Annotated in this window: 29 protein-coding genes and 4 tRNA genes; 25 read left to right on the top strand and 8 right to left on the bottom strand. The window is 52.0% G+C overall.

Features of this window, described 5'->3' with window-relative positions:
- Positions 1-2: 2 nt before the first annotated feature.
- Positions 3-491 (bottom strand): MarR family winged helix-turn-helix transcriptional regulator, encoded by a 489-nt coding sequence (locus H8693_RS04330; RefSeq protein ID WP_249279932.1) that lies wholly within the window; start codon positions 489-491, stop codon positions 3-5.
- A 600-nt stretch (positions 492-1,091) separates the two neighbouring features.
- Here H8693_RS04330 and H8693_RS04325 point away from each other — a divergent pair.
- Entirely contained in the window at positions 1,092-1,745 is a 654-nt protein-coding gene (locus H8693_RS04325) for an HAD family hydrolase (protein ID WP_249279931.1), read from the top strand.
- A 311-nt stretch (positions 1,746-2,056) separates the two neighbouring features.
- Positions 2,057-2,899, top strand: a complete 843-nt coding sequence (locus H8693_RS04320) for a L,D-transpeptidase (RefSeq protein WP_249279930.1) — start codon at positions 2,057-2,059, stop codon at positions 2,897-2,899.
- Positions 2,900-2,946: 47 nt separating this feature from the next.
- On the opposite strand, the gene H8693_RS04315 is transcribed toward H8693_RS04320, so the two are convergent.
- Complete coding sequence (locus H8693_RS04315) at positions 2,947-5,019, bottom strand: N-acetylmuramoyl-L-alanine amidase (protein WP_249279929.1); 2,073 nt, start codon at positions 5,017-5,019, stop codon at positions 2,947-2,949.
- A 285-nt stretch (positions 5,020-5,304) separates the two neighbouring features.
- Here H8693_RS04315 and H8693_RS04310 point away from each other — a divergent pair, with 285 nt between their 5' ends.
- Both H8693_RS04310 and H8693_RS04305 read left to right on the top strand, forming a co-directional pair.
- Complete coding sequence (locus tag H8693_RS04310) at positions 5,305-5,547, top strand: helix-turn-helix domain-containing protein (protein ID WP_249279928.1); 243 nt, start codon at positions 5,305-5,307, stop codon at positions 5,545-5,547.
- 475 nt (positions 5,548-6,022) lie between these two features.
- Positions 6,023-6,400: a lipocalin-like domain-containing protein gene (locus H8693_RS04305; protein ID WP_178619086.1), complete on the top strand. Its 378-nt coding sequence runs from the start codon at positions 6,023-6,025 to the stop codon at positions 6,398-6,400.
- Between the two features lie 47 nt (positions 6,401-6,447).
- On the opposite strand, the gene H8693_RS04300 is transcribed toward H8693_RS04305, so the two are convergent.
- The gene (locus H8693_RS04300; RefSeq protein WP_249279927.1) at positions 6,448-7,329 is read right to left on the bottom strand and encodes a cation diffusion facilitator family transporter; all 882 of its coding nucleotides are present in this window, start codon (positions 7,327-7,329) and stop codon (positions 6,448-6,450) included.
- 785 nt (positions 7,330-8,114) lie between these two features.
- On the opposite strand from H8693_RS04300, the gene H8693_RS04295 reads away from it, so the two are divergent.
- The 8 genes from H8693_RS04295 (at position 8,115) to H8693_RS04260 (ending at position 13,459) form a co-directional block, all read left to right on the top strand.
- Positions 8,115-8,372 carry a TIGR03905 family TSCPD domain-containing protein gene (locus H8693_RS04295; RefSeq protein ID WP_249279926.1) on the top strand — a complete coding sequence of 86 codons (258 nt, stop codon included), beginning with the start codon at positions 8,115-8,117 and terminating at the stop codon, positions 8,370-8,372.
- A 56-nt stretch (positions 8,373-8,428) separates the two neighbouring features.
- Positions 8,429-9,379, top strand: a complete 951-nt coding sequence (locus H8693_RS04290; protein WP_249279925.1) for a D-2-hydroxyacid dehydrogenase — start codon at positions 8,429-8,431, stop codon at positions 9,377-9,379.
- A 229-nt stretch (positions 9,380-9,608) separates the two neighbouring features.
- Positions 9,609-11,252 (top strand): VanW family protein, encoded by a 1,644-nt coding sequence (locus H8693_RS04285; protein ID WP_249279924.1) that lies wholly within the window; start codon positions 9,609-9,611, stop codon positions 11,250-11,252.
- A 361-nt stretch (positions 11,253-11,613) separates the two neighbouring features.
- Positions 11,614-12,810, top strand: a complete 1,197-nt coding sequence (locus tag H8693_RS04280) for a S1C family serine protease (RefSeq protein ID WP_249279923.1) — start codon at positions 11,614-11,616, stop codon at positions 12,808-12,810.
- 273 nt (positions 12,811-13,083) lie between these two features.
- Positions 13,084-13,167 (top strand) — tRNA-Leu (locus tag H8693_RS04275).
- A 16-nt stretch (positions 13,168-13,183) separates the two neighbouring features.
- Positions 13,184-13,258, top strand: a tRNA-Gly gene (locus tag H8693_RS04270).
- Positions 13,259-13,290: 32 nt separating this feature from the next.
- Positions 13,291-13,364: transfer RNA gene (locus H8693_RS04265), tRNA-Gly, on the top strand.
- Between the two features lie 19 nt (positions 13,365-13,383).
- Positions 13,384-13,459 (top strand) — tRNA-Lys (locus tag H8693_RS04260).
- A 944-nt stretch (positions 13,460-14,403) separates the two neighbouring features.
- Here H8693_RS04260 and H8693_RS04255 read toward each other — a convergent pair.
- The gene (locus tag H8693_RS04255) at positions 14,404-14,754 is read right to left on the bottom strand and encodes a helix-turn-helix transcriptional regulator (protein ID WP_249279922.1); all 351 of its coding nucleotides are present in this window, start codon (positions 14,752-14,754) and stop codon (positions 14,404-14,406) included.
- 127 nt (positions 14,755-14,881) lie between these two features.
- Between H8693_RS04255 and H8693_RS04250 the strand changes: the two genes are divergently transcribed.
- Both H8693_RS04250 and H8693_RS04245 read left to right on the top strand, forming a co-directional pair.
- Positions 14,882-15,133 carry a helix-turn-helix domain-containing protein gene (locus tag H8693_RS04250; RefSeq protein WP_249279921.1) on the top strand — a complete coding sequence of 84 codons (252 nt, stop codon included), beginning with the start codon at positions 14,882-14,884 and terminating at the stop codon, positions 15,131-15,133.
- A gap of 370 nt (positions 15,134-15,503) precedes the next feature.
- Entirely contained in the window at positions 15,504-15,644 is a 141-nt protein-coding gene (locus H8693_RS04245; RefSeq protein ID WP_249279920.1) for an XkdX family protein, read from the top strand.
- Between the two features lie 287 nt (positions 15,645-15,931).
- Here the strand turns inward: H8693_RS04245 and H8693_RS04240 are convergent, their stop codons facing one another.
- Positions 15,932-16,345: a hypothetical protein gene (locus tag H8693_RS04240; RefSeq protein ID WP_249279919.1), complete on the bottom strand. Its 414-nt coding sequence runs from the start codon at positions 16,343-16,345 to the stop codon at positions 15,932-15,934.
- A gap of 182 nt (positions 16,346-16,527) precedes the next feature.
- Between H8693_RS04240 and H8693_RS04235 the strand changes: the two genes are divergently transcribed.
- Positions 16,528-16,878, top strand: a complete 351-nt coding sequence (locus H8693_RS04235; protein ID WP_249279918.1) for a hypothetical protein — start codon at positions 16,528-16,530, stop codon at positions 16,876-16,878.
- A 214-nt stretch (positions 16,879-17,092) separates the two neighbouring features.
- Here H8693_RS04235 and H8693_RS04230 read toward each other — a convergent pair whose 3' ends face one another.
- From H8693_RS04230 to H8693_RS04220, 3 genes are all read right to left on the bottom strand, one after another.
- Positions 17,093-17,275: a hypothetical protein gene (locus H8693_RS04230; RefSeq protein ID WP_249279917.1), complete on the bottom strand. Its 183-nt coding sequence runs from the start codon at positions 17,273-17,275 to the stop codon at positions 17,093-17,095.
- Positions 17,276-17,465: 190 nt separating this feature from the next.
- Complete coding sequence (locus tag H8693_RS04225) at positions 17,466-17,708, bottom strand: hypothetical protein (protein WP_249279916.1); 243 nt, start codon at positions 17,706-17,708, stop codon at positions 17,466-17,468.
- A 69-nt stretch (positions 17,709-17,777) separates the two neighbouring features.
- A complete protein-coding gene (locus H8693_RS04220; RefSeq protein ID WP_249279915.1) occupies positions 17,778-18,203 on the bottom strand; it encodes a hypothetical protein in 426 nt (141 codons plus the stop codon).
- A 172-nt stretch (positions 18,204-18,375) separates the two neighbouring features.
- Here H8693_RS04220 and H8693_RS04215 point away from each other — a divergent pair, with 172 nt between their 5' ends.
- The 10 genes from H8693_RS04215 (at position 18,376) to H8693_RS04170 (ending at position 25,820) form a co-directional block, all read left to right on the top strand.
- Positions 18,376-18,531, top strand: a complete 156-nt coding sequence (locus H8693_RS04215) for a hypothetical protein (RefSeq protein ID WP_249279914.1) — start codon at positions 18,376-18,378, stop codon at positions 18,529-18,531.
- A complete protein-coding gene (locus H8693_RS04210) occupies positions 18,515-18,745 on the top strand; it encodes a hypothetical protein (RefSeq protein ID WP_249279913.1) in 231 nt (76 codons plus the stop codon). Before H8693_RS04215 ends, H8693_RS04210 begins: the two co-directional genes overlap by 17 nt.
- A 19-nt stretch (positions 18,746-18,764) precedes the next feature.
- A complete protein-coding gene (locus H8693_RS04205; protein ID WP_178622004.1) occupies positions 18,765-18,962 on the top strand; it encodes a hypothetical protein in 198 nt (65 codons plus the stop codon).
- Entirely contained in the window at positions 18,959-19,330 is a 372-nt protein-coding gene (locus H8693_RS04200; RefSeq protein WP_249279912.1) for a hypothetical protein, read from the top strand. The genes H8693_RS04205 and H8693_RS04200 overlap by 4 nt, the downstream gene beginning before the upstream one ends.
- 596 nt (positions 19,331-19,926) lie before the next feature.
- Positions 19,927-20,316 carry a terminase small subunit gene (locus tag H8693_RS04195; RefSeq protein WP_249279911.1) on the top strand — a complete coding sequence of 130 codons (390 nt, stop codon included), beginning with the start codon at positions 19,927-19,929 and terminating at the stop codon, positions 20,314-20,316.
- Complete coding sequence (locus H8693_RS04190) at positions 20,300-21,742, top strand: hypothetical protein (RefSeq protein WP_249279910.1); 1,443 nt, start codon at positions 20,300-20,302, stop codon at positions 21,740-21,742. Before H8693_RS04195 ends, H8693_RS04190 begins: the two co-directional genes overlap by 17 nt.
- A 17-nt stretch (positions 21,743-21,759) precedes the next feature.
- Positions 21,760-22,014 carry a hypothetical protein gene (locus H8693_RS04185; protein ID WP_249279909.1) on the top strand — a complete coding sequence of 85 codons (255 nt, stop codon included), beginning with the start codon at positions 21,760-21,762 and terminating at the stop codon, positions 22,012-22,014.
- A complete protein-coding gene (locus H8693_RS04180; protein WP_249279908.1) occupies positions 22,011-23,624 on the top strand; it encodes a portal protein in 1,614 nt (537 codons plus the stop codon). The genes H8693_RS04185 and H8693_RS04180 overlap by 4 nt, the downstream gene beginning before the upstream one ends.
- Before the next feature lie 97 nt (positions 23,625-23,721).
- A complete protein-coding gene (locus tag H8693_RS04175) occupies positions 23,722-24,474 on the top strand; it encodes a hypothetical protein (protein WP_249279907.1) in 753 nt (250 codons plus the stop codon).
- Positions 24,475-24,743: 269 nt separating this feature from the next.
- Complete coding sequence (locus tag H8693_RS04170; protein ID WP_249279906.1) at positions 24,744-25,820, top strand: hypothetical protein; 1,077 nt, start codon at positions 24,744-24,746, stop codon at positions 25,818-25,820.
- The last annotated feature ends 8 nt before the right edge of the window (positions 25,821-25,828 follow it).

Genomic DNA, 25,828 nt, shown 5'->3' with positions numbered 1-25,828 from the left:
CTCTAAAATAGAATTTTTTCATCCGGCGCCTTTTCCTGCGATAGGCTCCGGTTTTTATCGTCGCTTTCCAGGAGGTTTTCCCGGACTTGCAGAAGGAAGCGTTTGAAGAGTATCTGCTCCTCCGGCGAAAAGTTTTTTGTGAACACGCCGCGCATCTGGTCCGTGATCTGGCTCAGCTGCCGGGCGGTCCGGCGGCCGCTTTCCGTCAGGTAAATTCGGAACTTGCGGTGATCCTCCGGGTCCTTGCGCCGGTCCACGAGGCCGGCACTCTCCAGCCGCCGCAGCGTGACGGCAACCGTTGGCGCGGAGACATAGAGATGATCCGAAAGCTCTTTCTGGGTTACACCTTCCCGCTCATCCAACAGGGTCAGCAGATGGATCTGCCCGGGATGGAGATTGATGGAGCGGCAGAGGGCAAAATTCCGGGTGAAGCAGAGCCGGATGATCTGAAAAAAGAGCCGGACAGAGGAATTCTCGTCATGGGTATCCACAAAGCGACCTCCTGCATAAAGATTAGCTATCTAAGCAATTACATGCAGCTTATAGTAGTACTTTTCCCAGCTCTTGTCAATTCTATTGGGAAAAAATCATAAAATATTCACAATTTCCCCAAAAAATAATTAAATAGCTAAATAATTTTAAAACCCGGCCCAGCGGTCTGTACAAGGGATTTTTCGCCTGCAAATGTTGAAAAAGTATTGGGAGAACAAGGAAATGCGAAGCGGAAAAAACCAGAACCTGTTCGGTTTCCCAGGATGCTGAATGGAGATAAAAATGGAGCGGCCCCGAAGGATACGAAAGGCCGGGTATCCATAATATGGAGAAAAAACAGACTATATTAGGACAGAAGGTGGGAGCGGGCTAGCAAAGCCCCGAAGAAAAGGGAGGAAAAGGCGCATGGATCAACGGGAGACAGAGGGGATGCGAAGGGAATATTTATGGATGCTGCATGCCGATAGATGAAAAATTGCTTGGAAATGGATATTTACACGGAAGATTTTCTTTGGGATTTTCCGAATAGACTTCATTTTTGCGCCGCAGGCGAAGATATGATACAATGAAGCCGAAAACAAGAAAGCGGCGGATGAACCATGAGAAAACAGGGATACACATATATATTATTGGATCTTGACGGGACGATCACGGATTCCAAGGAGGGGCTGCTGGAATCCTACCGCGCCGGATTGGCGGCGGTGCATTTTTCGGATTACACGGAAGAACAGCTCCTATCCTTTTTGGGGCCGCCGCTGCGGCAGTCTCTGAAATATTCCTTTGGCTTTGACGAGACGACGCTGGATGCAGCCATGCAGGGCTTCCGGGAGAGGCTGGCTGTGGCGGGCATTGAGAAGAATACACTGTATCCCGGCGTCCGGGAATTTTTGCAGTGGGCGCATGGGCAAGGGAAAAAGCTGATTGTGGCCACTTCCAAAACCTCCCGGATCGCCCGGGGCGCTCTCGAACGCTGCGGCATTCTGGGGGATTTTGATATGGTGGCCGGCAAGGACGAAGCCGGCGGGGCCGGAGAGAAGGCCGCCGTTATTGCCTATGTATTGGAGCATTTTCCCGGCATTCAAAAGGAAGAATGCGTCATGATCGGCGACCGGAAATACGATATCCTGGGCGCCCGGGAGATGGGCATGGACGCCATCGCCGTGCTTTATGGCTATGGTTCCCGGGAGGAACTGGAGAGCTGTTGCCCGGATGCCCTCTGCGAAAGCCTCCAGGATGTGAAGAAGCTCCTATAGATATGCAAAGGACAACAGGATTTGATGCAACGCGAAAGAAAAGCCAAGCTGCTTTTCTTTTTTTTAAATTTTGGCAGAAGAAAACGTTTATGACATAAATCGGAGCCAGATTCTTAATTTTTTGATGCGGCGGCATGGAGAGAAAAAGAATGAACTGCGGCAAAAGAGGCAAAATAACAAGGAGATGTTTCAAAAACGCGGCAAAAATTCTGATAATACTGCCGGAAAGAATCTGCTGCACTGTTTTTATGAAAGATTTTGCCTGTTTGGGGAAATACTAATATAAAAGATGAAATGTAAGGTGAAAAACCATGAAAGTAAATCGATATGCCGCAGGATTGCTCGCCGCCGGAATCTTGTTGACAGGGGTTGGCGGATGCGCGGGAGACGCGCCGGAGAATTCGCCCGCACCCCCGTCCGCATCGATATCCGGCGAGCCTGCACAAACGCCGGAGGAACCGACGGCCCCGCCGGAAAAAACGGAAGCTCCGGCCCCGTCTACGCAAGAAAAGACCTTTGCTGAGCTGGCTCCAACCACAACCATGGAGTTCGCTGAGCTGGTGGGAGACAATGGAATTTATGAGATTCCGGAGAAATTTCCGGAGAAGGGGACTTATAAAGTGGTGGTGGATATCTATCATCAGGTGGTTTTGGTATATTCCCGGGATGAAAGCGGGGAATACACCGTGCCTGAACGGTATATGATCTGCACAACGGGGTCGGAGGAAACGCCCACGCCTTTGGGTACCTTTTCCGCGGAGGATCACCGGGTCCGCTTCAAAAAGTTTGATATAGACGATGTCTATGCCCAGTATTGGACGCAGATCACCGGAGAAATTTATTTCCACTCCCTGCTGTATACGCAAAAGGACGCCTCAGCGTATACAGTTAAGTCCTATAAAAAGCTGGGAGAGAGGGACAGCCATGGCTGCATCCGCCTTTTGGTGCCGGATGCGCGCTGGCTCTTCTATCATATCGCCCCGGGGACGGATATTGAAATCCGCGAGGGGAGCGAGGAGGATCGGGAGACGGCGAAGATCAAAGAGCAGCTGACCCGGCCATCGCTGCCGGAAACACGGCCCACGCTGGAGCCGGGAAAAATTCCCGACACGGATACCTGGACAATTCAGGAATTAAAGGAAACATTGGGATGAAAAAAGGCCCCGCAGCACGCGGGGCCTTTTTTATAGCTTCCTATAAATTATACGCCGAAATAGTTATATATGGCGGCAAGCATGCCGTTGGCGACCCGCTTCTGATAATGGGCGTCGGTCAGCTTTGCCCGGTCGGAAGCGTTAGTGTGGAAGCCAATCTCCACCAGAGCGGAGGGCAGGTTGGTTTCCCGGTTCATGAAGAAGTCGTTGGCAATATTGCCGCGCTTATTGAATTTTCCGGCCGCAGAGACCTGATCCAGAAGGAGCTGGGCCAGGCGTTTATTGGCGGCTTCATCATAACCGCGGTAATAGGCGGTATTGGCTGTGCTGCTCATATAATAGGTGACTGTGCCGTTGGCTCCCGTTTCCCCGTCCCCTGTGGCGTTGGTATGGATAGAAATATAAATGATGTGATCCAGGGCCGGGTCCTTTTGATATTCAAAGATTTTTTTCAGGTCCGGATGGATGACGCGCCCATTATTGGAGGCATAAGGGGTATCATAATATGTTTCCGCCAGAGCATTGTTGGAAATGACGCTGGCCATGACCTTTTGGAGCCGCTGCAGCTCGGCAATGGTTTCTGAAAGTTCCCGGATTTCCTCCGCCAGAGACTGGGATTGCTTTTCCAGTTCGCGCAGCGTCTCCGCGGCGGATTCCTTTTGCCTGCGCGCCTCCTCCTGTTTTTGCGGGAGAGAGGCAATATCTTCTTCCAGAAGGGCCTTCTGCTCCAGAAGATCGGATTCCTCCTCTTTCAAAGCCTCCCAATCGCCGCTCAACTGGTTCAGCTCGTCCTGCAGAGCTTCCAGAAGATCGGTATCCGCCGGATCGGCAGCTTCCATTTCTTCCCGCTTCGCCAGCATAGCCTTGTGTTTTTCCTCAGCCTCCCGGGTTTTCGCCGCGATAGAGTCGTTGAGGGCGGAGAGCTCCTGGGAAGAATTCCCGGCCAGTGTTTCCAGGCGGGCAAGCTCCTGCTCGGAGGCCAAAAGGGCGTTCTGCTGGGCTGCAAGCGCCTGAGACAGGGAGGTTTCCTGCGTTTTAAGAGCCGCCAGATCGCGCTGACGCACGGATTCCAGGACTTCCATGGAATACTTGTTGGCCAGCGAAACACGGTTATAGTTGAATACATTGGCGCTGGAGGTGCGCGTCATGATAACAGTCGCGCCACTTCTCTCCAAATTCTGCTTAAGATAGTTAGCAAAGGACAGGACGTGCTCATGCTCCTTATAGGAACCATAACTGCCTCCGGCCCCCACGCCATGCCCGGGATCCAAAATGACGGCTTTTCCTTTCAGACGGGAATTTGCTGCGACGGGGAAGGCGTCATAGGAATCCCCGGGAACGGGAGAAGGATCGGGATCCGGCTTGGGGGTGCTGTTCAGGGTCACCTTGAGGTAATCGCCGTGAACCCAAACCAGTTTGTTCTGATAGGAGATCTGGTACCACTTTCCAGACTGCTGATAGACAGGCACATTCGCCTTTGCCGGAAGGGTTCCCGCTTTCTTGAACTGAGTTCCAGCGCCCGTGCGGATGTTGCACCAGCTTTTGGCGGTGCAGACACCAGAACCAATGGCTTGAGCCGGGGTTTCCGGCTGCGGATCCGGCTTGGGGGTGCTGTTCAGAGTTACCTTGAGGTAGTCGCCGTGAACCCAAACCAGTTTGTTCTGATAGGAGATCTGATACCACTTTCCAGACTGCTGATAGACGGGTACGTTTGCCTTTGCCGGAAGGGTTCCCGCTTTCTTGAACTGGGTTCCGGCGCCTGTGCGGATATTGCACCAGCTCTTGGCAGTGCAGATCCCCGTGCCTATGGCTGCTGATGGGGCTGGGACGGAAGAGCTTCCATTGGAAGTGAAACGCAGATAATCGCCATGAACCCAAACGAGCTTGTTCTGATAGGAAATCTGGTACCACTTTCCAGATTGCTGATAGACAGGCACATTCGCCTTTGCCGGAAGGGTTCCCGCTTTCTTGAACTGGATTCCAGCTCCCAGACGGATGCTGCACCGGCTTTTGGCGGTACAGATCCCCGTGCCAATGGCCGGCGCGGCGGAGGCATACACCGATACAACAAAAACCGACATGATGACCAATGCACATACTGCCAAAAATTTCTTTTTCATATTGTCACCTTTTCCTGGAATGGGGATTCCTTTTTCTCATTGAAACATGATGTGAAGAAAAAAGCAATAAAAAGCTGAAATTGTTGCAAAAAGCTTACAATTCAGCCGATATCCCAGCGAATCACAAAAAAATATCATGGATGAGGACAGCCGCTGCTGTGCTTCGTGATACCACAATATATAGTAAAAAGTCTATATATAGACCACATTTGTTCCCGTGTTTTTCTAAAATTTAGGATATGCAAATATCCAAAAATAAAAAACAGAGAAGGGAGCTATAAAATTATGGCAACGGTAGACTTGGTGATTCGGAGGATGGATGAGCTGCGCAGGGATCGGAACATGACGTGGAACGCATTGGCGACTTCGGCTGGAATTGCGCCGTCAACACTCAAGAACATTTACAACGGAAAAAGCAGGAATCCGGGAATCGTCACGATCAAAACGATTTGTGACGGCATGGGAGTGAGCCTATTTGAATTCTTCAGCGCCCCGGAATTCGACAATCTGGAACAGGAAATCAAATAACAGCAAAAAGAGAATCAGGCAGTTTAAAAAACTGCCTGATCCCATTCCATATATATACTAACAGACCTTAGAAAAATGCATAATTTTATTCTACAGACAAAAAATAACACTTAAAATATTGATTATCATTATAATACAAAAAAACTTAGAGTTCGTCAATATGATTTAAAAAAATATCCAAATTTATCATTATTTATCATTGGTTACATTTCATGACAAACACCGGCTTTCTGCAAACCCATATCCAGAGGGCAAAACTGCTTTTTTTGACGGCATATAAAGGTTCGAACGGGAATTCCATCTGACGGAGGAAAACCGGGAGGGCTTGCAGGATAAAAAAGAAATTCTAATCTGAGGCAGCAGAACATAGAATGAAAGGGAAAACGGAGGGGAGAATCCTGTTGCCTCCGGGAAAAAATGACGGTATAATAATAGTATTAAATTTGGGGCGCAAAAAGCGCCAGAAGGAGGACATATGAAAAAGGGGATCGCGCTGAGCCTTGTATTGCTCATGGTGGTGTTTGCCGTTGTGGGCTGCGGCGGCGCCGGAAACAACGAGGTAGTCGGCACATGGAAGATGAGTGAGGTAGAGGCCGCTGGACAAACGATTACAGTAGATCAGATGATCGAGCTGATGCCCAGCATGGAAAGCCTGCTGAACATGACGATTACCTTCGAGCAGGGCGACAAGGTAAAAGTGGAAGCGGCCGGCATTTCGGGCGAGGGGACGTATAAGGTTGACGGAAGCAAGGTTACCATTTCCGCCGAAGGCCAGTCCATGGATTTTACGCTGGAAAACGGCAAAATGGTGATTGAACAGGACGGCACAAAGTGCTATCTGAAAAAGCAGTAAATAACCCATAAAAAAACGGCTGTTTGGCCGTTTTTTTATTGCCATTTTTAATCGGGATTGACATGGACAATGCAGCTCTTGATATTATGGTATTTTTCATAGATGGCATTTTCCACATTATGGCTGATGGCGTGCCCTTCTTCCACAGTCATCTGCCCGGGAACCGAGATACGGATATCCAGGCAGAGCTGGTTGACATATACCCGGGTACGCAGGCTATCGACATGGGCAACTCCATCCACACTTTCCACGATCCGGCAGATCTCATCATGGGTCTGGGGATCGGCAGCCCGGTCGGTCAGCTGGCCTGTGGCCTCTCGGGAGATGGAGTAAGCGACCTTCAAAATAAACAGAGCGATGACGATGGAGGCGATGGGATCGAGAATGGGGAATCCCAGCATGGCGCCGCCGACGCCGATTAAGCTCCCGATGGAGGAAAAGGCATCCGAACGGTGGTGCCAGGCGTCTGCCATAAGGGCTGTGCTTTCCACGGCCTTTGCCGTCCGGCGGGTATAGTGATACATCCATTCCTTCACCACAATGGAGAGGACAGCCGCAGCCAAGGCCAGCGCACCGGGAATGGGAATGCTCTCTCCGGCGGCGACACGGCCGATGCTCTCAAAGCCGCTGATGCCAATGAGAACAGCGGTGGCGGCGAGAATGGCGGCCAGCAGGAGGGAGGCGATACTCTCCATCTTTTCATGGCCGAAATTATGGTCGGAATCCGCCTTCTTTTTCGATAGCTTGATGCCAATCATGACGATGAACGTGCTGAAAACATCCGAAAGGGAGTGTACGGCATCTGAAATCATGGCGGCACTGCTGGCGAAGATCCCGGCCAGAAGCTTGATGAGAGACAAGACGGCGTTGACAATGATGGTGACGATGGAAACTCGATTGATTTTTTTGCTGCGTTCTTCCGCATCCATGGACATGTTCTCCATTTTCTTTAAAATGATATCCTTATATATAATAGCATGAAACGACAAATATGCGACAGATTCTATGTTTTGCATTCCCAATAAGATAAAGGGATGTTTCCATTCCGGTGGAAAGCCAAGAAAAAAACATCACCTAAGACCCTGCGCGGGCAGGGACGAAAGAACCGCAGGAATTGGCAATAAAAGAAAAAGGCTTTCTTTCCGCCAATGCGGAGGAATATAGCGGCGCACATCCGCAAGAGATATCCACCCCGGCAGGAGAAAACGCAGAAGGGGCGGCTTCTGGGATAAGAAATTGCCAATATGCCGCTCCAACAGAAGGGAAAGAAATCAGACCCAGCGGAACTCTGAGGACACGTCATCCGCCAAAACGGCAATTGCGGTTCCGACAATTCCCCAGGGCGAAAATATAGAGAACCGATATCCGGAACCGAACCCTGCGAATCCACCTGCCTGGCGGGAAAACCAACAGCGGTTTTTGGGAAAAGCGCGGGCGGGAGCATAGAGGAGCGATGCCTGGAACAAGACCTTGCGAATCTGCCTCCCCGGCGAGTAAACCAACAGCGGTTTTGGGGAAAAGCGCGGGCGGGAGCATAGAGGAGCGATGCCCAGAACAGAACCTTGCGAATCTGCCTCCCCGGCGAGGGGTTCATTCGATTTTACACTGTTTGCCGGGGGATGTCAAGAAAATGAGGAAGGCGGAAGCGGCGGCAGAAATTGACGAAAAAAATGGGATTTGCTAGAATAATAAAAAATACATGCAGGAGGGAAATATGAAATATACATACCGGACAAAGGGGACATGTTCCACCCAGATCGATCTGGAGCTGGAGGGAAACGTTGTCCGCAATGTGCATTATACAGGCGGATGCGACGGAAACCTGAAATCTGTGGCAAAGCTGGTGGAAGGCATGAAAGCAGAGGATGTAATTGAGAAGCTGGAGGGGATCACCTGCGGATGGAAAGGAACGTCCTGCGGCGACCAGCTGGCAAGAGCGCTGCGGCAGGCGCTTTCAGAAGAAAAGAAATAAAAGGCCCGAACCGGAAACGGCGGAGGCACGACGGCAAGGCAGAAAGGAAGGGCAATATGAAAAAAATTGTTGTTTTGGATGGATATGCAGCCAATCCGGGGGATATATCCTGGGAGCCGCTGAAGGGACTGGGGGAAGTCGTCTATTATGACCGGACGCCCAGCGAACAAATTCCTTCGCGCATTGGGGATGCGGAGATTGTGCTTACCAATAAATGCGTCATTGGCCGGGACGTGATGGGAAAATGCCCCCAAATGAAATATATTGGCGTATTGGCGACGGGATATAATAACATCGATACGCAGGAGGCCGCGGCACGGGGAATCTGCGTGACGAATATTCCGGCGTATTCCACGGACTCTGTGGCCCAGATCGTGTTTGCACTGCTGCTGGAGGCATGCCATCATGTGGGCGCCCATTCCGAGAAAGTACACCGGGGCGGCTGGGCGGCCTGCGCAGATTTCTGCTTTTGGGACAGTCCGCTGATCGAGCTGAAGGGAAAGACCTTCGGCATCGTCGGGCTGGGAAGAATCGGCCGGAAGGTTGCCGAAGTGGCGCAAGTGTTTGGCATGCGGGTGCTGGCCGCCACACGGACGCCAAAAAATATCGAGGGGATTGCAGAGGTATCCATGGAACGGCTGTTTGAGGAAAGCGATGTCATCTCCTTCCATTGCCCTCTGACGCAGGAAACCGAGGGGATTCTCTGCCGGGAGAACCTGGCGAAGATGAAAGACGGCGTGATCCTCATCAATACCGGCCGCGGGGGGCTGGCCCAGGAGGAGGATGTGGCGGAAGCGTTGGACAGCGGCAAAGCGGCATGGTATCTGGCGGATGTTATGACCCAGGAGCCGCCCCAGGCCGGCAGCCGGCTGGCAGAGCATCCCCGCTCTATCATCACCCCTCATATTGGATGGGCGACCAGGGAGGCGCGGCTCCGTTTGCAGGAGATCATGACGGAAAACGTCCGGGGCTATCTGACGGGGAATATCAGGAACCAAGTGAATTGACGGACAAAAACGCCGTTTCCGTTGAAGGGAGCGGCGTTTTTTTGTCACAATTTTGATGCAGCAGGATACAAAAGTTTTACACTTCCGGACGGGGGAATATGATATGATAAGAAAAAGGAAATCTTGCGCCTGAAAACCGCCTTAATTCCTTGCAGAACCGGGGAAAACTGCGTATAATAAGGAAGGATTTGCGTAGTTAAGCAAAGAAACCGAAGGAGTCTAAATAGGGATGGAAGAAAACACCAACAAAGAGAACAAACTGCTCGCCTTATTAAAGAGCAAAAAAGGACTTATTCTTGCAGTTATCAGTGCTGTGGTGGTTGTAGCTGCTGCGGTGGCGGCGTATTTTATCATTGCCAACAATAAGGCAATGGCGGCCCAGCAGGCCAAAGAAGAGGAAGAACGCCTGGCAATCGTCAATTCGGGAGTATTCCACGAGGGAATCACGATTGGGGGAGTGGACGTAGGCGGGCTTACGAAAGAGGAAGCGCGTGTCAAGCTGGAGGAGAGTGAAAAAGAGATCACGCAGGGAATCCAGTTCCAGCTGAATTGCAATGGGCAGACTTCGCAGATCAGTTCTCTTGGCATGGGAATTGTGTTTGACTACGATGCGGCCTTGGATGCGGCTTTTCAGGAGGCGCGGGAGGGAGACTTGGAGACCCTGCGCGCGGCGGTTGCCAAACTGAAGGAGGAGGGAAAGGACTTCCCCCTGGATTTTCAGGTGGATGAGGCGGCGACCAGGGCCTTGATCGCCCAATATGCGGCGACCATTGACCAGGAGGCTGTGGATGCGACCGTGCAGCTGTCCGATGGGAAAATGCAGTATGTGGAAGACAAGCAGGGAATCAAGGTGGACCAGGAGGCCCTCTATAACCTGCTTCTGGAGCGCATCGGGCAAAAGGATTTCAGCACCATTGAGGTTCCGGCCGAAATCACGGAACCGGCCGTAACGCTGGAGCAGATCCAGGGCAAGATGGTAAAGCGTTCGGATGCCATGACGAAGCTGACCGGCAATTATGCCCGGGATACGCGGGTATACAATGTGAAAAAGGCGACCAACCTGGTGAATGGAACCGTGCTGCATCCGGGAGAGACCTTCTCCATGAACGATACACTGGGGCCGCGGACCTATGCCCGTGGATGGAAGCCGGCGCCGGCAATCATTGACGGCGGCGCCCGCAGCGAGGATCAGGCGGGCGGCGGTGTATGCCAGGTGTCCTCCACATTATATAACGCAGTTTTGAAGGCGGATTTGCAGATCGTATACCGCCGGGCCCACTCCAACAAGCTGGGCTATGTGGCAGGCGGCCTGGATGCGACCATTAATACGGGAACCATCGATTTTAAGTTTAAAAATAATACCAAAACGGACATTCTGATTGTTGGATATGTGAAGAACAATGAAGTGCATTTTGAGATTCATGGAGAGCCTTTCTCGGGCGATTTTGACGAGATCCGGCTATCCTCCAAATATATCGGCGCAGTAAAGCCCGAAGGAGAAATGAAAGTCATCGTGGATGAAACTAAAGCACCGGGGTATAAGAAGATTGATGTGGCCCGGAGAAACGGCGCCAAATGGCAGGCATATAAGCATTACTATAAAAACGGAAAGCTGCTGCGCACCGTGACCATCGACACGACGACATACCGCGCGCAGCGCGGCGAGATGATTGTGGGGCCGGATACGGCGGCGGATGCGACTCCCACACCCGTGGCAACGCCTAAACCCACGGCGACGCCAAAACCGACCGCGACCGCGACGCCTAAGCCGACGCCTACTCCCACGCCGAAACCGACGCCCACGCCTGCGCCGACTCCCAAGCCGACGGAGACTCCTGCCCCCACGGCGGCTCCCGGCGGAGAAGAAGCCTGACGAACCAATAGAAGAATGCAAAATCCCTCCGCCGGAGGGGTTTTCTTTTGTCCAAAAACTGCACGGGGAATAGCCTGTAAAGCAGACGGAAGAACGCCCGACAGAAAGGGACGGAAAAAGGCGCGGGCCAAGGAGGATATATACAAACAGGAATTGGCGGGAAGAGAAGAAGATGCGGAAAATGGAACGGCAAAAAACAGAACCGGAGGATATTTTGGAGCTTTCCTACCTTTGAAACCGATTTGAATGCCCTGGTAACAGTTTGTTCAAAAAATAGTCGCGGAACCTTCTTTTTTTTATCACGGATTGATCATAATTGGAGGATAGAATAAATACAACAAAAGGAAAGGAGGAAATACAGATGGATGACAAATATTATATGATGGAGCCCAGGCGCCCCTCCTATCCGGAGCGGCCGAACAGCCGCAAGCCCAAAAGAAACTGGAGAAAAGGGATTTGCATTTGCCTTTTTCTCGTAATGCTGGGATTCTCCGCATTTGGCATATATTCCGCGCTGGGCCTGGGCGCGGCTCAGACGACGGCGCAGCCGGCAGCTGACCAGCAGGCCGCGGGGGAAGAGCCGGCGCAGACGGCATCGGACACGGAGATTCAGAACGGTTCGATTTTACAGCTGGCGGATTCCTCGGGAGATAACCTGACGCCCGAACAGGTGGCGGAAAAGGTAATCCCGTCGGTGGTCTGCATTCAGAACCTGGGAGAGAACGCCCAGCTTTCAGCGGAGGGCTCAGGCATTATCATTTCGGAAGACGGCTATATTGCCACCAATGCCCACGTTATCGAAGGGGCAAAATATTTGAAGGTGATTCTCTCTAACGACGAGACGCTGGATGCCAAAGTGATTGGGAGCGACGAAGCGACGGACTTGGCTGTCATCAAAATTGAAAAGACCGGCCTGACACCGGCGGAATTTACGGATTCGGATACAATGGCAGTTGGGCAGTATGTGATGGCTATCGGCAATCCGGGAGGTTCGCAGTTTAAAAGCTCGGCCACTTTGGGAATTGTATCCGCCAACAACCGGCCCATTACGCTGACGGAGGGATATACCATGCAGTCCATTCAGACGGACGCAGCTATCAACCCGGGAAATTCCGGCGGCCCACTGGTGAACATGAAAGGGCAGGTCGTGGGGATCAATTCAGCGAAGTATGCCGTGAGCGGCTATGAGGGAATGGGATTTGCGATCACTTCCAATGATGCAACCCCCATTTTGAATGATCTGATCGAATACGGATATGTGAAGAGCCGGGCGATGCTGGGGATTACCAGCCTATATGTGGATGAAATACAGGCGCAATATTACGGCATGCCGGGCGGCATGTATGTGGATGAAGTAAACAATGAAAATGCGGGCGGCCTGCAGTCCGGCGACATGATTACAGCGATTGATGGGACGGAGATTACTTCCGACAGCATTGTAAGGAGTATCCTCAACAGTAAAAAGCCGGGAGAGACCGTAGAAATCGAGTATTACCGCAAGACAACCGGACAGAGCTATCAAGGCACGCTGACTCTTGTGGAATATCAGGGTGAATAACCGGGCAGAAACTGCCCAAATAACACTGCGTTCGAGAGAACGAAAAAGTCCTCTACTTATACCATGCTGGCATGCCGGCGCCAGAACCAAGCCGGCAAAACGCCTGGCTCATCCCCTTGCCAGGCGGGAGGCGGGTTTCCCGCCTCTTTTTTTGCACGCAGGGGGGGAAGAGGGGAAATTTTTTTAAAAACCACTTGACAAACGTCCTGTTCTAATATAATATAATAGCGTTGCTTGGCCGCTTGCTCTTCGGGGCAGCTTGGGCGAAAAGCTGCGGGCGTGGCGGAATTGGCAGACGCGCTAGACTTAGGATCTAGTGCCATAGGCGTGAAGGTTCAAGTCCTTTCGCCCGCACCAATTATAATATACGCATGCGGGAGTGGCTCAGTGGTAGAGCGTCGCCTTGCCAAGGCGAATGTCGCGAGTTCGAATCTCGTCTTCCGCTCCAATTTTTTCTTGGTGCGGCTGGCCGCACAAGATGCGGGTGTAGCTCAGTGGTAGAGCTCCAGCCTTCCAAGCTGGCTATGTGGGTTCGATTCCCATCACCCGCTCCAGCTTTTACAAATGAAGAATGCGCCTCTAGCTCAGCTGGTAGAGCACCTGACTCTTAATCAGGGTGTCCAGGGTTCGAGTCCCTGGAGGCGCACCAAAAGAACTGCTTGACAAAGGAATTTGTCAAGCAGTTCTTTTTTATGTTTGCCCGAAAAATCAATTTTGACTGATTTTGAAAAGCATGATCGAGCCGGGAGGCCAGTATTTTGCTGTCGGTTGTGATGTGGGTATATACCCATGGTCATGGCTATGGTGCTGGGACCCAACCGTTTTAGGCCGTCTTTAAATCCATCCGGGCTTTTGAAATGCTGGGGGCATAGGTGTGCCGCAAAAAAGGGAGTGAACGTCACAAGACTATATCCTACCTAACAATTTTTACTAAAAAGCATTTCGGACAGATCGGTACATAATCTCCCTGTCTTTTTTCGTAACTCACTGAGAGCTTGGGGGCAGACAGGTCATTGGGTAGGAGACACCGGAAAGGGAATAAAGGATCCGGCAGCTGTGCACGGATGAATCCGCACTGTATGGCCCCAATAAGGAGGCCGGCAGGATGGGTGGGCTATTTGGGCAGTCGTTGGAAAGATACGAAAAAGCCCTGAAGATCTTGTGATGCTGCTGGCAGGGCAGTGAAATACGAAATACCGCGAGGCGTAAGGTGGGATAAGAGGAAATATATGAGATACGCTTACTTAAAAAGGAATACGGGGAAACCGGGCTTTTAATGCGGCATATTGACGGCAGCAACGGATGGGCAAGAGAAAAAAGATATATTTTTCTCCATAGAAACACAAAATGTGATAAAATAATACAGGAAATGAGAAAAGAAAAATCTAAAATGGATTTGACATTGTCAAATATATAACGTATTTGCGCAAAATTATATAAATGGAAATAATATAAATTTAAATACAGAATTTTTTGGTGTAACAGGAGGAATATGGTAAGTAAATGTCGAATGGGTATAAAGCAAATATCTCTGGAAAACTAAACGGAGAGTGATATCATGAAGAAATAAGGGGATGAGATCTCTTGCAGGATTCACGGATGCGATGTGTTTGCCACGGATTTATTATGCAGCAGAAACTCAATAAATTTCAAAACTGTTTCCCGGTCAGAAGCGGAAAGCTGTTCAAATAAATACAAATATTTTGCGGTTTGCGGATTTTTTCCATGGCGGGATGTATTAGCATAACCAAAGGCTTCGTCTAAAGAACGGCCATAGACATCAAAGAGCAAAAAAAGTGTATTGGCATCGGGCTGTGATTGCGCAGTCTCCCAGGAAGCCAGAGTCTGCTGCTTTTTTCCCACGGCTTCCGCTGCCTGTTTTTGCGTCAGACCGGCTTGCAGACGGGAAATTTTTAGAATATTGGCAATTTCTTCTCTTGTCATAACGGTACTCTCCTTTTTATCTAGTATACCATATTTGCAAGAAGAAAGAAATGAAAATACTTGACAACTGAAAAATTCAGTAGTAGTATAAATATACCGAAAATATCAGTAAAAGGAGGTGAAGCTTGTGAGCGATATTCGTGATAATCTGCGGCAAATTTTTGAGGACAGGGGATTGGTGCAGGCAAAATTTGCCAAACGTGTGGAGATGACGCCTGTGCAGATTTCGGGAATTCTCAACAAAAAGAGGAGGCTGGAAGCCAACGAGCTGTTCTGTTTTTGCGACGCTTTGAACATGTCGCCCAAAGAAATTCAGGAATACCCGGGAGGAGCGAAAGGGCCGGCGATGGAGAACAGAAAAGAAACAGAGGACGAATGAATAAAGAGGACATGGAATCCCCGGAGAAATGCCTTGGTTTGCAATACGGCAGAAAGGCGCGGGGAGGGTGTTTCTTTTTCACATAAACAGGCCGCCGAAGCGGTGTAAGAAGGGCTGGAAAGCAGACGATGTATTTGCTTCTTTAAAGATTTCATTTCACTTCCATTCAGATAAACAAAGACAATATAAGCGTTCATTGGAATAAGGCCGGAAGATCATGGATGCGGACGATTCTTCCCCGGGGTGTTCTTTGTGTGCCTGATTTAGAAAAAAGACCTGAAAAAGCCGCGGTGTCGTGGTTCAGGAAGAATGCCCGGCGGAGGTATAAAAAAGAGGGGAGGAGGGAACAAAGACAGGGGAGGTGACCCATATGTTTGAGACACTGGCGCGGCTATATGACGGCGGAGCGATCCAAAACTGCCATTTGGAAAACGCTGTGGACAGGGGATGGATTACGCAAAGCGAAAAAGAGGAAATCATAACCGCAGCAGAAAAAAACACGCCCCGTTGACAGGGCGTGTTTTTTTCCAGGAAAAGCGGGCGCTGGCTGCACCCATTCAAATCGATCCCTTCATTCAGGAAGAACGGCCGGCAGAATTCATATTTTGGACAAATTTTTCCATTTCCTGCCTGTTTTGGAAAGACGCATCACTCTGCATGATGGTTTCCTGAAGAAAAGCGGGCAGGGTATTGAAATACTGCTGTGTTTCTGCATCAAATTTTTGCGTCATGGCAATCACCTCGCTGTTTTTTATTTAGTATGGCAGATTGCCGGGAAAACATACGGAGAGAATGCAGCTAAAAGCAGCGTTTGCAGCCCCGGGATTTTCCGGCAGCTTTTGCCTCCTCCACCGAACCGCTTTTGATGGTTTTGGAACGGGAGAGGGAATCGCAGGATTTTGTGGAATGATAAACCTTTCCATTGGGAACCCAAAAGACCGGATCCGAGGCCGCGACAGATTCCGACGGCATCGGCACCTGGGAGAGCGACGGCTGCGCGGAAAGAGAAGGAGAGGGAGACGGAGCCGGTTCCCCGAAAGCCGAAGGAGAAGGAAGGGAAGCGGAAGCCGCGGGAAGAGATTCCTCCGGCTCAAAGACATCCTCATAGAGACTGGAAGGCGAAACGGGGGAAGAGGAGACAGCGGCAGGGGAACAGGCGGAAAGAAGCAGGAACAAAAGGAATACACCGCAGAAAACAAAGTGTTTTTTCAAGGGAACCATCCTTTCTGGCAATGAAAAAATATTTTCGTTTTTATTCTACTAAAACCGACGGAATTTTACAAAAAAGATATCGATGAAAAAAAGATTGACAAACCAGGACAAACAGGATACCCTTGTAAGGAGACGCTATGGATACAGCCATAAATCTATAAAAAACGAGGAACACAAGCGCGATGAAAATAATTTGTCCGAAATGTAAAAACAGCATGCCGTTTCATGTGAGCACCACTTTCACCGACCGGCAGACCTGCGAAAAATGCGGATATGAAATCGATCTGCGGGACTGCAAGCTTTATTACTGGATGCGGCTTTTCCTGGCATTGCTGGGCGGCGTGGCGGTTGTCATTTACGGGAACGACATTTTGGCGCCGTATATCGCGGACTGGACGCTGCGGGTGTTTGTCCTGCTGCTGATCACGCTGGTGCTCCTGCTGATTGTCATGTATCTGGTGGCACCGGTATTTTACAACCGCACCTATGTGCGCAAACCCAGCATCGGGAAGAAGAAAAAGCTGGGCAGATAGGATTATTTCTCTATCTTTTCTGCTGCGCAAGCCGGCAGTAAAAAGACGGGCGCGGGCCCGTCTATACAAGGGACGCGGAGCATGCCCGGCGGGCGATGTTTTGAAGATTTGCCGCGACCTTGTCGATAGTAGGGTATGTGGAAAAAACGAATTTATGCGGTATAAAAATTCCCAGCGATTTTCGCTGGGAATTTTTTTGCAATGAGACGCATTGCTAGGAAACCGGCGGGGTCTCCACCGGGAGATTTCTTGCCAGAAGCTCTTGCTTCACGGAATCCAGATAGGCCTGGGTGAATATACCGGGATAATTTTCCATCAGAGAACCGGCATCGCCCACATAAAACAACAGACGGCTTGTGGATTCCATAACAGGATCATGAAAAGGATGGTTTGCCATGTTTCCACACCTCGCTTATTCCCATGTATTCTATCCCTATAATATATATATTCGCCGAAAATAAAAAAATTCCTGTTTTCTGCTGCGGACGGGAAATGGGAAATACTTGTCGAAAACAGCCGGAAATAAAAAGGGTTTTCCTGGGAAATAATGAAATATTTCCCGGGAAAATGACGAGGATTGGCGGAAATTATTTCCGTCCGCCGCGCCGGGGGAGTTTTTCCGCCTGCCGGGCAAAGGCATCCAGGTCCTTTTGCAGACGGGAAATATTTTCCTGAAGCCGTGATTCCACATAGGGGGCTTTGGAATCATGAAAGGCGATATGGAGATAGAGCTTTTTTGCCGACGCCAGCACCTTTGCAGCCGCCTCCAAAATTTCGGGGGGCTGGGCAAGAGCATGGTTATCCTGTCTCTTTGGGGATGTATCCTTCATAAGTTTCACCTCATATGCCCTTATTATACAAAGCGGCGGGAGGCGTGTCAAAAAAGCAAGGGGAGGAGTTTAATCGTCTTCTTCCAAGAAACCGGGAGCGATGCCCCTTGTGAGATCGATTGTAAGGAAGATTTGGGAGATGAGGAGCAGGGCGGAGGAAGCCACGCAGAAAAAGGCGAGGAGGGTGCGCAGAATAAAGCCGATGGAGGCAAGAAAGAGATAGAGGAAGGAAAAGACAAGAGTTCCCCACAGCCCCAAAACGAGGCAATGCTTCTGGCGCCGCAGAGCGGCCACCAGCCCGAGAGAGCGGCCGGAGGATGCGTAGATATGGAGAAATACGAAGACGGCAAGGGATAAAAGGGAATAGCCCCAAAGCAGGAAAAAGCCGAGAGGGGAAGGCAGCCAGGCCGTTCCCACCGACCAAAATGTATAAAAACAGGCGATTGCCAGAGAGAGGAACATGGCCAGCCAGAAATAAAGGCGATGGTGTTTCATGGGATTTCTCGCTTTCCGGGGATAAGATTTTATGGAAATATCCCCTATAAAATATAGTATGAGGGAAAAAGAAAAATGTGTGGCGGGAAATACAACAAGAAGTGATAAATTGTTGACATTGGCCACGAATTGTGATAATATAAAATCACAATATGTGATATAGGAGGACGATATGGACGAGAAACGGGAATTGGAACAAACGATCTGTAAGATCGCGGCTAAAAATTTGGAATTGGAGGAGAGGCTCAAAGAAGCGGAAGAGAGAACGGCTCTGTGGCGGCGGTTATGGCGGGCAGAGCGCATGGACAGGAATGCGGGACGCACCTGAGATTGAGCGCCGGGAACGATGGGGAACGGCGCGGCCCACGGAGATTTGGCAGAGCTGCGCGGGATGCGGCGAGGGGATTGCAGAAGGCGAAAGCTATTACACCATAAGCAGGCGGGAATACTGCTATGGGTGCGTAAGCGCCATGAATGGGCGGGAGGTTCTATCGCTTCTGCACATCCGGGAGCAGACCGCGGGACAGGAAGAGCAGAGATGAGACGAGAGCAGAGGGAAATATGGGAAAGAGAAGAGAGACGTTATGCTGGCAGTGTGAAAATGCCGTTCCCAACCACAAGGGGAGGGGATGCGAATGGAGCCGGAATTTTCAACCAGTGCCCGGGTGGACGGTGAAGGAACCGCAGGCGGAGGACGAGTGCGAGGGATATTTTGTGACGGCGTGCCCAAAATTCCGAAGGGAGGTGCGGCGGAAATGAGGAAACGGCCATTGCGGCTGGAGGAATACGGTATCAGCAAATATCGTTTTCGGGAGCTGGAGAGCTTTGTTCGCCAGCACGGGGAAAAGATAGCCGGACTGCAGAAAATACAGGAGAAATGGGCCTGGAGGAAGAACATGCGGCCAGAGAGGCGGGAGCTGTTGCGGGCGGCGCAGTACCGGCGGGATATTCGGATGGTGGAAGAAGCCGCCCGGCAGGCAGGCGGCGTGATGGCGGGAGAGCTTTTGCGCAACGTGATGGAAGAGGTGCCCTGGGAACGGCTGGATGTTCCCTGCGGACGGGAAACCTTCTATCGCATACGGCGGCAGTTTTACCGGATATTGGATGAGAAAAAGCGGGGAGCTTAGGGCCGGGAAAGAGAGAGCAGACGCACGGGAGGATGTGCGTCTGTTTTTTATGTTAAAAATGGCGGACGGATAGAGAATCCCAAGGGGCGGGAGGCTGGCAGGAGAAGAATCGGGAAGCGCATTTCTTTTCCAGGGAGATTGGAATAAGGAGAGCGGCCAGGAGAAAGCCCGCGGGGACAGGACGTTTTTGACAGCGGCCTGCAAGGCTCCGTAAAGCTGTTTCATGCTTCCATATTTTTATGGGAGGACAGAGAAAGGCGGCGGCTTTTCTTTTTTCAGGGACCTGAACGAAAATGATGCGAGAGAATAGTTAGGGCCGGAAACAAATGGGTGGGATAGCCACCTGTATCAAAGCCGGGGACAGCAAATGGACAGGATATAGATAGGATGTAATTTTTTACCGCGCAGGCAGCAAAGCCAAATATATTTTCGAGGGGCGGCGCTTTTTTGGCAAATAAAAAGAGGCAGGCCGGAAAGAGAGTTTTTATAGAGGGCAATGCTTTGGGAAGAAAATCAGCACCGGGGGGACATGGAAATTTTTTACAATATGAATGCGGACGGGAGATAAGACAGCCGCGGGAGGGCGGCGGGAACGGATGAAAAGACAAGGAGGAGATATGGAGGAGGCAAAACAGAACCGGGAAAAAGGCGAACCGAAGATCCGGCGCCGGATTTTTCGGGAATTGGAGGCCATTGCCTTTCAGGATCCCAAGGAATATGTGAAAACAGAGGAGATCGATGGAGAGCTGCGGCAGGTTCCCCGGGCGGTCAGCGAGATGAAGCCCCGGGCCCGGCGGGTGATCGAGACGGTGAATATCCAGAAGGACGGCGGGGTGAGCTATAAAATGTATTCCAAATTGAAGGCTTTGGAAATTTTAGGGAGGATGGAAGGACAGCCAATCCCCGGGGAAGAGGGCATTGGATTGAGCGAGGGGGACAGACGGCTGTTAGAAAAGGCGGCGGAACGGCATGCGGGAAATCCTTGAAAGACAGCGGGAGGAGGAATTGGAGTATATCCGGGAGCATCCGGATTATTTTGCCGAAAGATACTGCTGGATTGAGGACAAGGATACCGGGAGGGCGATTCCTTTCCGGCTATGGGAAAAGCAGCGGCAGGCGCTCCGGGAGATTCACGAACACAAGTTTAACGTCATTTTAAAGGCGCGGCAGATGGGGATCACATGGATGGTGCTGGCGTATGCGTTGTATACCATGATGACCGGGGAAGGGAGGACGGTGGCCGCCCTATCCCGCACGGAGGTAGAAGCAAAGGAGCTGGCACGGCGCATGGGAGTGCTCATCCGCCATATGCCGGAGTATTTTGGCCAGAGTGCCCAGGGAGAGCCTTTTTTTGAGAGCCGGCTTTGGACGATGGGGGCAAAAATCGGGAGGAAGGGGAGAGAGCCCAGCCGATTTCAGACGTTTACATCGGCGCCCGGATCTTCCCGCTCCTTTACGGCAAATCTCCTGATTTTTGACGAATGGGCCTATCAGCAGCATGCGGAGGAAATCTGGGTTTCGGGGCTGCCGGTGATCAACCGCCCGACGGGCGGGAAGGTGATCGGGCTTTCCACCATGGCGCCGGGGAGCTTCTTTGAAAAAATATGGAAAAGCAACCGGGAATTTCACCACATCTTTCTTCCCTGGGACAGCGATCCCCGGCGGGACGGGGCCTGGTATGAACGGACAAAGTGGCTGCTGGGGGAGCGGGTATATGGGGAATATCCGGCCTCGCCGGAGGAGGCTATGCAGGCGGCCCGGGGCGCATTTTTTGGGGAGTTTCGCCGGCACATCCATGTGATGAAGCCCTTTGTGATTCCCAAGGATTGGAGGCGGTATCACACCATCGACTATGGCCTGGACATGCTGGCCAGTTATTGGGTGGCCTTTGACAATGAGGACAACGCGTATGTATACCGTGAGGTTTATGAGGCGAACCTCACGATTCCCGAGGCGGCGGAGCGGATGAAAGAAGCGGAAGCGGGAGAAGAGATTTATACCCGCTATGCGCCGCCGGACATTTTCGGGCGGAGCCAGGAAAGCGGACGGGCACGGAGCGACATTTTTGCAGATTATGGCATGAGTTTTGAAAAATCCGACAACAACCGGACGGCAGGATGGGCGAATTTGCAGGACTGGCTGCGTATCCAGGAGGATGGGGAGGGAAGGAAAACCGCAAAGCTGCGGATTTTCTCCTGCTGCGAAAACCTGATCCGCACCCTGGCGGCGATTCCGCGGGATCCCAAAATTCCCGGGGACTGTGCCCGGGAGCCACATGAGCTGACGCATGCGCCGGACGCCCTGCGATACCTGTTTGTTCTCCGGCCCTGCGGGGGCGGAGGGATGCCCGATCCGGAGACAGAGGGATATTACGACCAGGTGGAGGATATGTTGGAATATGGATGCCGATAGGAAGGAGAGAAGAGAATATGGAAGGGATTTTATTAGCGATGGGGGCGGTGCTGCTGCTTTGTGCCGGAGTTTTGGGGGCGATGGCCTATCAGGCGGGCCGGACGGCCCGAGAGACGGAGGAGGTTCGCCGGGAGATTCGGGCGGCCCTGGAACAGACCCGGGAGGACAACGAGGCCTGGGAGGCTTTTATGCGGGAGGAACAGCGGCAGTTTCAGGAAATCGCCAATTATGGAAACACGGTGGCCAATAGCGATGAGGAGCAGGACGGATGAAAAAGACGGCGCAGGAGATTTGGCAGGAATATGAATATGCCCTGCAATACAATGACACCATCGGGCTGGAAAGCCGGGTGGAGAAAAACGAGAATTTCTTTTTGGGAAAGCAATGGGAGGGCGTGAATGCGCCGGACCTGGACAAGCCGGTTTTCAACATCCTGAAACGGGTAGTGAATTATTTTATCGCCATGCTGGTTTCCGACAATATAGGAGTAGGGCTTTCGCTTTTTAACCGGAAGAGCGACGGCGTGAACCGGGTGATACTGACGGCTGTGGAAGAGCAGGTGCGGCAGGTGATGGAATACAGCGGCTTTCATTCGGCCATGCGGGGCATTCTGCGGGATGCGGCGGTGGACGGAGACGGGGTTTTACATGTGTTTTTTAACGCCGATGCCAAAACTGGGAGAGCCGGGGAAAAGGGACTGATCGAAATTGAGAGTATAGACAACACGGATATTTTCTTTGGAAACCCGCAGTTGGCAGGCGTGCAGCGGCAGCCCTATATCCTCATCGAGAGCCGGCGGAGCGTCGAGGACGTGAAAGAGGAGATGCGGCGGAACAGGGCGCCGAAGGCGGAGATCGAGAAGATCCAGAGCGACTGCCCCAGAAACGACGCGCTTGCCAGCGAATACACCTATGGCGACAAGGTGAGCGTGCTGACAAAATACTGGCGGGAGGGGGACCACATCCGGTTCTGCAAAGTGACCCGCAACGCGGTTGTGCAGAAAGAGACGGACAGCGGGCTGGAGCGGTATCCCATCTGCTATATGAGCTGGGAAAGGGTGAAGAACTGCTACCACGGCATGGGCGTGATCGATGGGCTGATCCCCAACCAGATGGCCATCAACAAAATGGCGGCGCTGGCCCAGCGGTTTATCCGGCAGCAGGCGTTCCCACGGATTTTCTTCAACAAAAACAAACTGGACAAATGGGTGGAGGGAGTAAAGCCCCTGGCTGTGCAGGGGAATCCCAGCGACATTATCTATGCGGATACCCATGCTGTGAACATGAGCGGGCAGGTTGGGGAATACATCGACCGCTTTATCGGGAACACGAAGGAGCTCATGGGAGCATCCGACGCGGCGCTGGGGAATGTGAATCCGGAGAATACCTCGGCCATTATCGCCGTGCAGAAAGCGACGGCGATGCCCCTGGAGCTGGTGAAACAGGCGTATTACCAGTTTGTGGAAGATTTTGTGCGCATCTGTATTGACCAGATGCGGGCGTATTACGGGAAACGCACAGTGCTGACCACCAGCGAGGCGGGAGAGCAGGAGGAGATTCCCCTGGATTTCAGCATGCTGGGGGATATGGTGCTTTCCCTGAACGTGGACATCGGGGCTTCGGCCTATTGGAGCGAGATGTCCAACATTCAGACGCTGGACAACCTTTATGAGAAGGGATTGCTGGAGCCGGTGACATATCTGGAGAGCATTCCGGCGCACCTGGTTCCCAACAAGGCAAAAATTGAATCCGACGCACGGAGGCGCATGGAGATGCAGGAAGCCGCCGGAGGGGAGGAGGTGAAGGAAGATGCTATGCCCCAAATGCAGACAATGCGAAATGCGGGTGATGGGACGAAGGGTGCAGCGGACGGTGGACGGTAAGCTGCGGGAAAAGGCAATGCTTTTATGCCCCAAAAAGGAATGCAGCCACCGGGAGGAACGATGGATTTCCAAATCGGAACAGGAAGGATGAGGGAAAATGACGGACAAGAGACAGATGACGCAGGATATAGAGGCTATGAGGATAGGAAAGCCGGAAGAACAGGGGACTTTGACGATCAAATATAACGGCGAGCTTTTGGAGATTCCCATGGAAGAGGCGGTGATTTTGGCGCAGAAGGGCATGAATTATGACCGGATGCTGGAAAGGCTGGAGAGATTGGAAAAAGCGCCGGAGATGGAGCTGCTGAATACCTTTGCAAAAAAGATGGGGATGGAGCGGGAAGCGCTGGTACGCGCACTGATCCAGGAAAGCGCCATGGGGGGAGAACAGAAGGCAGAAAATGAAGAAATCCCAGCGCCAGACCCGGCGGAGGGTTTCATAGAAGAGCGGACGGAGGCGGGCCTGGAAAACCAGCAGGAGCCGCCGGCCCGGGAGATGCCGGAGGAACAGCCGGAACAGACGGAAAAAAGCGAGCTTGAGGACTTGCAGGAGCGGCTGGCAGCCTATTTGGAAAAAGAAAAGCGGCTGAAGCTCTGGGCCGAGTTTTTCCGGAAGCATCCGGAGATCAGCGGATTTGACGCCTTAGACCAAGAGGTGAAAGAAGCGGTGGCCGCAGGAGAGGCGCCGGAAGCGGCCTATGTGCTTTTTGAAAACCGCATGCTGAAAGAACAGCTTCGGGAGCTTTCCGGCAAAGGCGGGGCCAGAAATCCGGGACGTATGCAGAGTGATGCGAAAGGGGACGGCCTGGATACCTTCCAGAGAGCCATGATGGAGGCGCTCAGAGGATAGAGAAATCAGGCAGAAGCACACCCTGCGGCCCAAAAACCGAAAGGCGGCAGATACGGAATACTGCCTTTTGGGGAATGTAAGTCCCCCTGAAAGGGGGCAATGGACCGCAGAGAAATCCCCCTCGTGCGAATGCCCCATTACGGGGTACAGGCAGCACGAGCGGGGAAAGCGAAAAAAAGTGATGGAGCCAAGGCATTTTCCGGCCGGAGGAACGGGACGGAAAAGCGGATGCACACTCCATCCCAACGACAGAGAGGAGAAAAACAAAGATGGCAGTTAATTTAGCGACAAAATATGAAAAGCAATTTGCGGCGGCATTCAAGCCCACATCCTTTTTTGAAGGAAAGGTCAACGATAAATTTGACTTTTCCGGGGCGAAGTCTATCCGGATTTACAGCCCAGTGACGACACCGCTCACGGACTATACCCGCGCGGGCGCAAACCGATATGGAACGCCGGCGGAGATGAACAGCGTTGTGCAGGAACTGACGCTGACCCAGGACAAGGCGTTTACCCAGACCATCGACCGGGGAAATTTTGACGACACCATGATGAGCATTTCGGCGGCGAGCTGGATGAGCGAGGAGATCAAGGGGATTGTTATCCCCACACTGGAAAAATATGCCGCAGACAAATGGATCCGCGAGGCGGGGCGAGTGGAAGGAATTTCGGCAAAGCCCACAAAAACCACGGTGGTGGAGGCGTTTTTAAACGGCATGCAGGCCATGACGGACAAATACGTTCCCAATGAGGAGCGATATCTCTATATCACGGCAGAGATGCTCAAGGCGGTTATGCTGGCGGACGAATTCGTGAAAGCGGACAAACTGGCGGAAAAAGCCATGGGCAAGGGCGTGATCGGCGAACTGGCCGGGGCCAAGGTTGTGGTTCTGCCCACGGGCTATCTGCCGGCGGACGCCTATGGCTTCCTGGCCAGAAAGGACAGCGTCCTGCTGCCAAAAAAAATCAGCACCTTCAAAACCCACACCAACCCGCCGGGCATCGACGGATGGCTGGTGGAAGGCCGGGTATATTATGACGCGTTTGTGCTGGGCGCCAAGGCGGACGGAGTTTGGGCGCTGGTGCTGGGAAGCAAAAAGCAGGCGGCTCCCGAGATTTCCTTTGCAGAAGGGAGCCTGACCATCACTTCGGCAGGCGCGGAGCGCATTATCTACACCACTAACGGCGCAGATCCGCGATATGACGACAAGGCAAAGGCATATACCGGCGCTGTTTCCACGACGGAATGGGAAGCCGGGAAATACACCGTGAGAGCTGTGGCCTATGGCGGCACTGACACCCCCTTTACCTCGGATGTTGCAGAAAAGGAAATCACCGTAGCGTAAAAAAAGGG

Origin of the sequence: Guopingia tenuis (assembly GCF_014384805.1) — a bacterium.
In the GTDB taxonomy this organism is placed as follows: domain Bacteria; phylum Bacillota; class Clostridia; order Christensenellales; family Christensenellaceae; genus Guopingia; species Guopingia tenuis.
The sequence above is the reverse complement of the archived record's forward strand: the minus strand, read 5'-3'. Positions and strand labels throughout refer to the sequence as shown.

Bases quoted from the DNA above. Each gene is read 5' to 3' on its own strand.
- H8693_RS04315 (WP_249279929.1), bottom strand. From the start codon at position 5,019: ATGAAAAAGAAATTTTTGGCAGTATGTGCATTGGTCATCATGTCGGTT.
- H8693_RS04285 (WP_249279924.1), top strand. From the start codon at position 9,609: ATGGAAGAAAACACCAACAAAGAGAACAAACTGCTCGCCTTATTAAAG.
- H8693_RS04205 (WP_178622004.1), top strand. From the start codon at position 18,765: ATGGGAAAGAGAAGAGAGACGTTATGCTGGCAGTGTGAAAATGCCGTT.
- H8693_RS04310 (WP_249279928.1), top strand. From the start codon at position 5,305: ATGGCAACGGTAGACTTGGTGATTCGGAGGATGGATGAGCTGCGCAGG.
- H8693_RS04235 (WP_249279918.1), top strand. From the start codon at position 16,528: ATGAAAATAATTTGTCCGAAATGTAAAAACAGCATGCCGTTTCATGTG.
- H8693_RS04190 (WP_249279910.1), top strand. From the start codon at position 20,300: ATGCGGGAAATCCTTGAAAGACAGCGGGAGGAGGAATTGGAGTATATC.
- H8693_RS04215 (WP_249279914.1), top strand. From the start codon at position 18,376: ATGGACGAGAAACGGGAATTGGAACAAACGATCTGTAAGATCGCGGCT.
- H8693_RS04320 (WP_249279930.1), top strand. From the start codon at position 2,057: ATGAAAGTAAATCGATATGCCGCAGGATTGCTCGCCGCCGGAATCTTG.
- H8693_RS04220 (WP_249279915.1), bottom strand. From the start codon at position 18,203: ATGAAACACCATCGCCTTTATTTCTGGCTGGCCATGTTCCTCTCTCTG.
- H8693_RS04295 (WP_249279926.1), top strand. From the start codon at position 8,115: ATGAAATATACATACCGGACAAAGGGGACATGTTCCACCCAGATCGAT.
- H8693_RS04290 (WP_249279925.1), top strand. From the start codon at position 8,429: ATGAAAAAAATTGTTGTTTTGGATGGATATGCAGCCAATCCGGGGGAT.
- H8693_RS04225 (WP_249279916.1), bottom strand. From the start codon at position 17,708: ATGAAGGATACATCCCCAAAGAGACAGGATAACCATGCTCTTGCCCAG.
- H8693_RS04300 (WP_249279927.1), bottom strand. From the start codon at position 7,329: ATGGATGCGGAAGAACGCAGCAAAAAAATCAATCGAGTTTCCATCGTC.
- H8693_RS04230 (WP_249279917.1), bottom strand. From the start codon at position 17,275: ATGGCAAACCATCCTTTTCATGATCCTGTTATGGAATCCACAAGCCGT.
- H8693_RS04305 (WP_178619086.1), top strand. From the start codon at position 6,023: ATGAAAAAGGGGATCGCGCTGAGCCTTGTATTGCTCATGGTGGTGTTT.
- H8693_RS04175 (WP_249279907.1), top strand. From the start codon at position 23,722: ATGACGGACAAGAGACAGATGACGCAGGATATAGAGGCTATGAGGATA.
- H8693_RS04170 (WP_249279906.1), top strand. From the start codon at position 24,744: ATGGCAGTTAATTTAGCGACAAAATATGAAAAGCAATTTGCGGCGGCA.
- H8693_RS04210 (WP_249279913.1), top strand. From the start codon at position 18,515: ATGCGGGACGCACCTGAGATTGAGCGCCGGGAACGATGGGGAACGGCG.
- H8693_RS04180 (WP_249279908.1), top strand. From the start codon at position 22,011: ATGAAAAAGACGGCGCAGGAGATTTGGCAGGAATATGAATATGCCCTG.
- H8693_RS04195 (WP_249279911.1), top strand. From the start codon at position 19,927: ATGAAAAGACAAGGAGGAGATATGGAGGAGGCAAAACAGAACCGGGAA.
- H8693_RS04325 (WP_249279931.1), top strand. From the start codon at position 1,092: ATGAGAAAACAGGGATACACATATATATTATTGGATCTTGACGGGACG.
- H8693_RS04200 (WP_249279912.1), top strand. From the start codon at position 18,959: ATGAGGAAACGGCCATTGCGGCTGGAGGAATACGGTATCAGCAAATAT.
- H8693_RS04185 (WP_249279909.1), top strand. From the start codon at position 21,760: ATGGAAGGGATTTTATTAGCGATGGGGGCGGTGCTGCTGCTTTGTGCC.
- H8693_RS04255 (WP_249279922.1), bottom strand. From the start codon at position 14,754: ATGACAAGAGAAGAAATTGCCAATATTCTAAAAATTTCCCGTCTGCAA.
- H8693_RS04245 (WP_249279920.1), top strand. From the start codon at position 15,504: ATGTTTGAGACACTGGCGCGGCTATATGACGGCGGAGCGATCCAAAAC.
- H8693_RS04280 (WP_249279923.1), top strand. From the start codon at position 11,614: ATGGATGACAAATATTATATGATGGAGCCCAGGCGCCCCTCCTATCCG.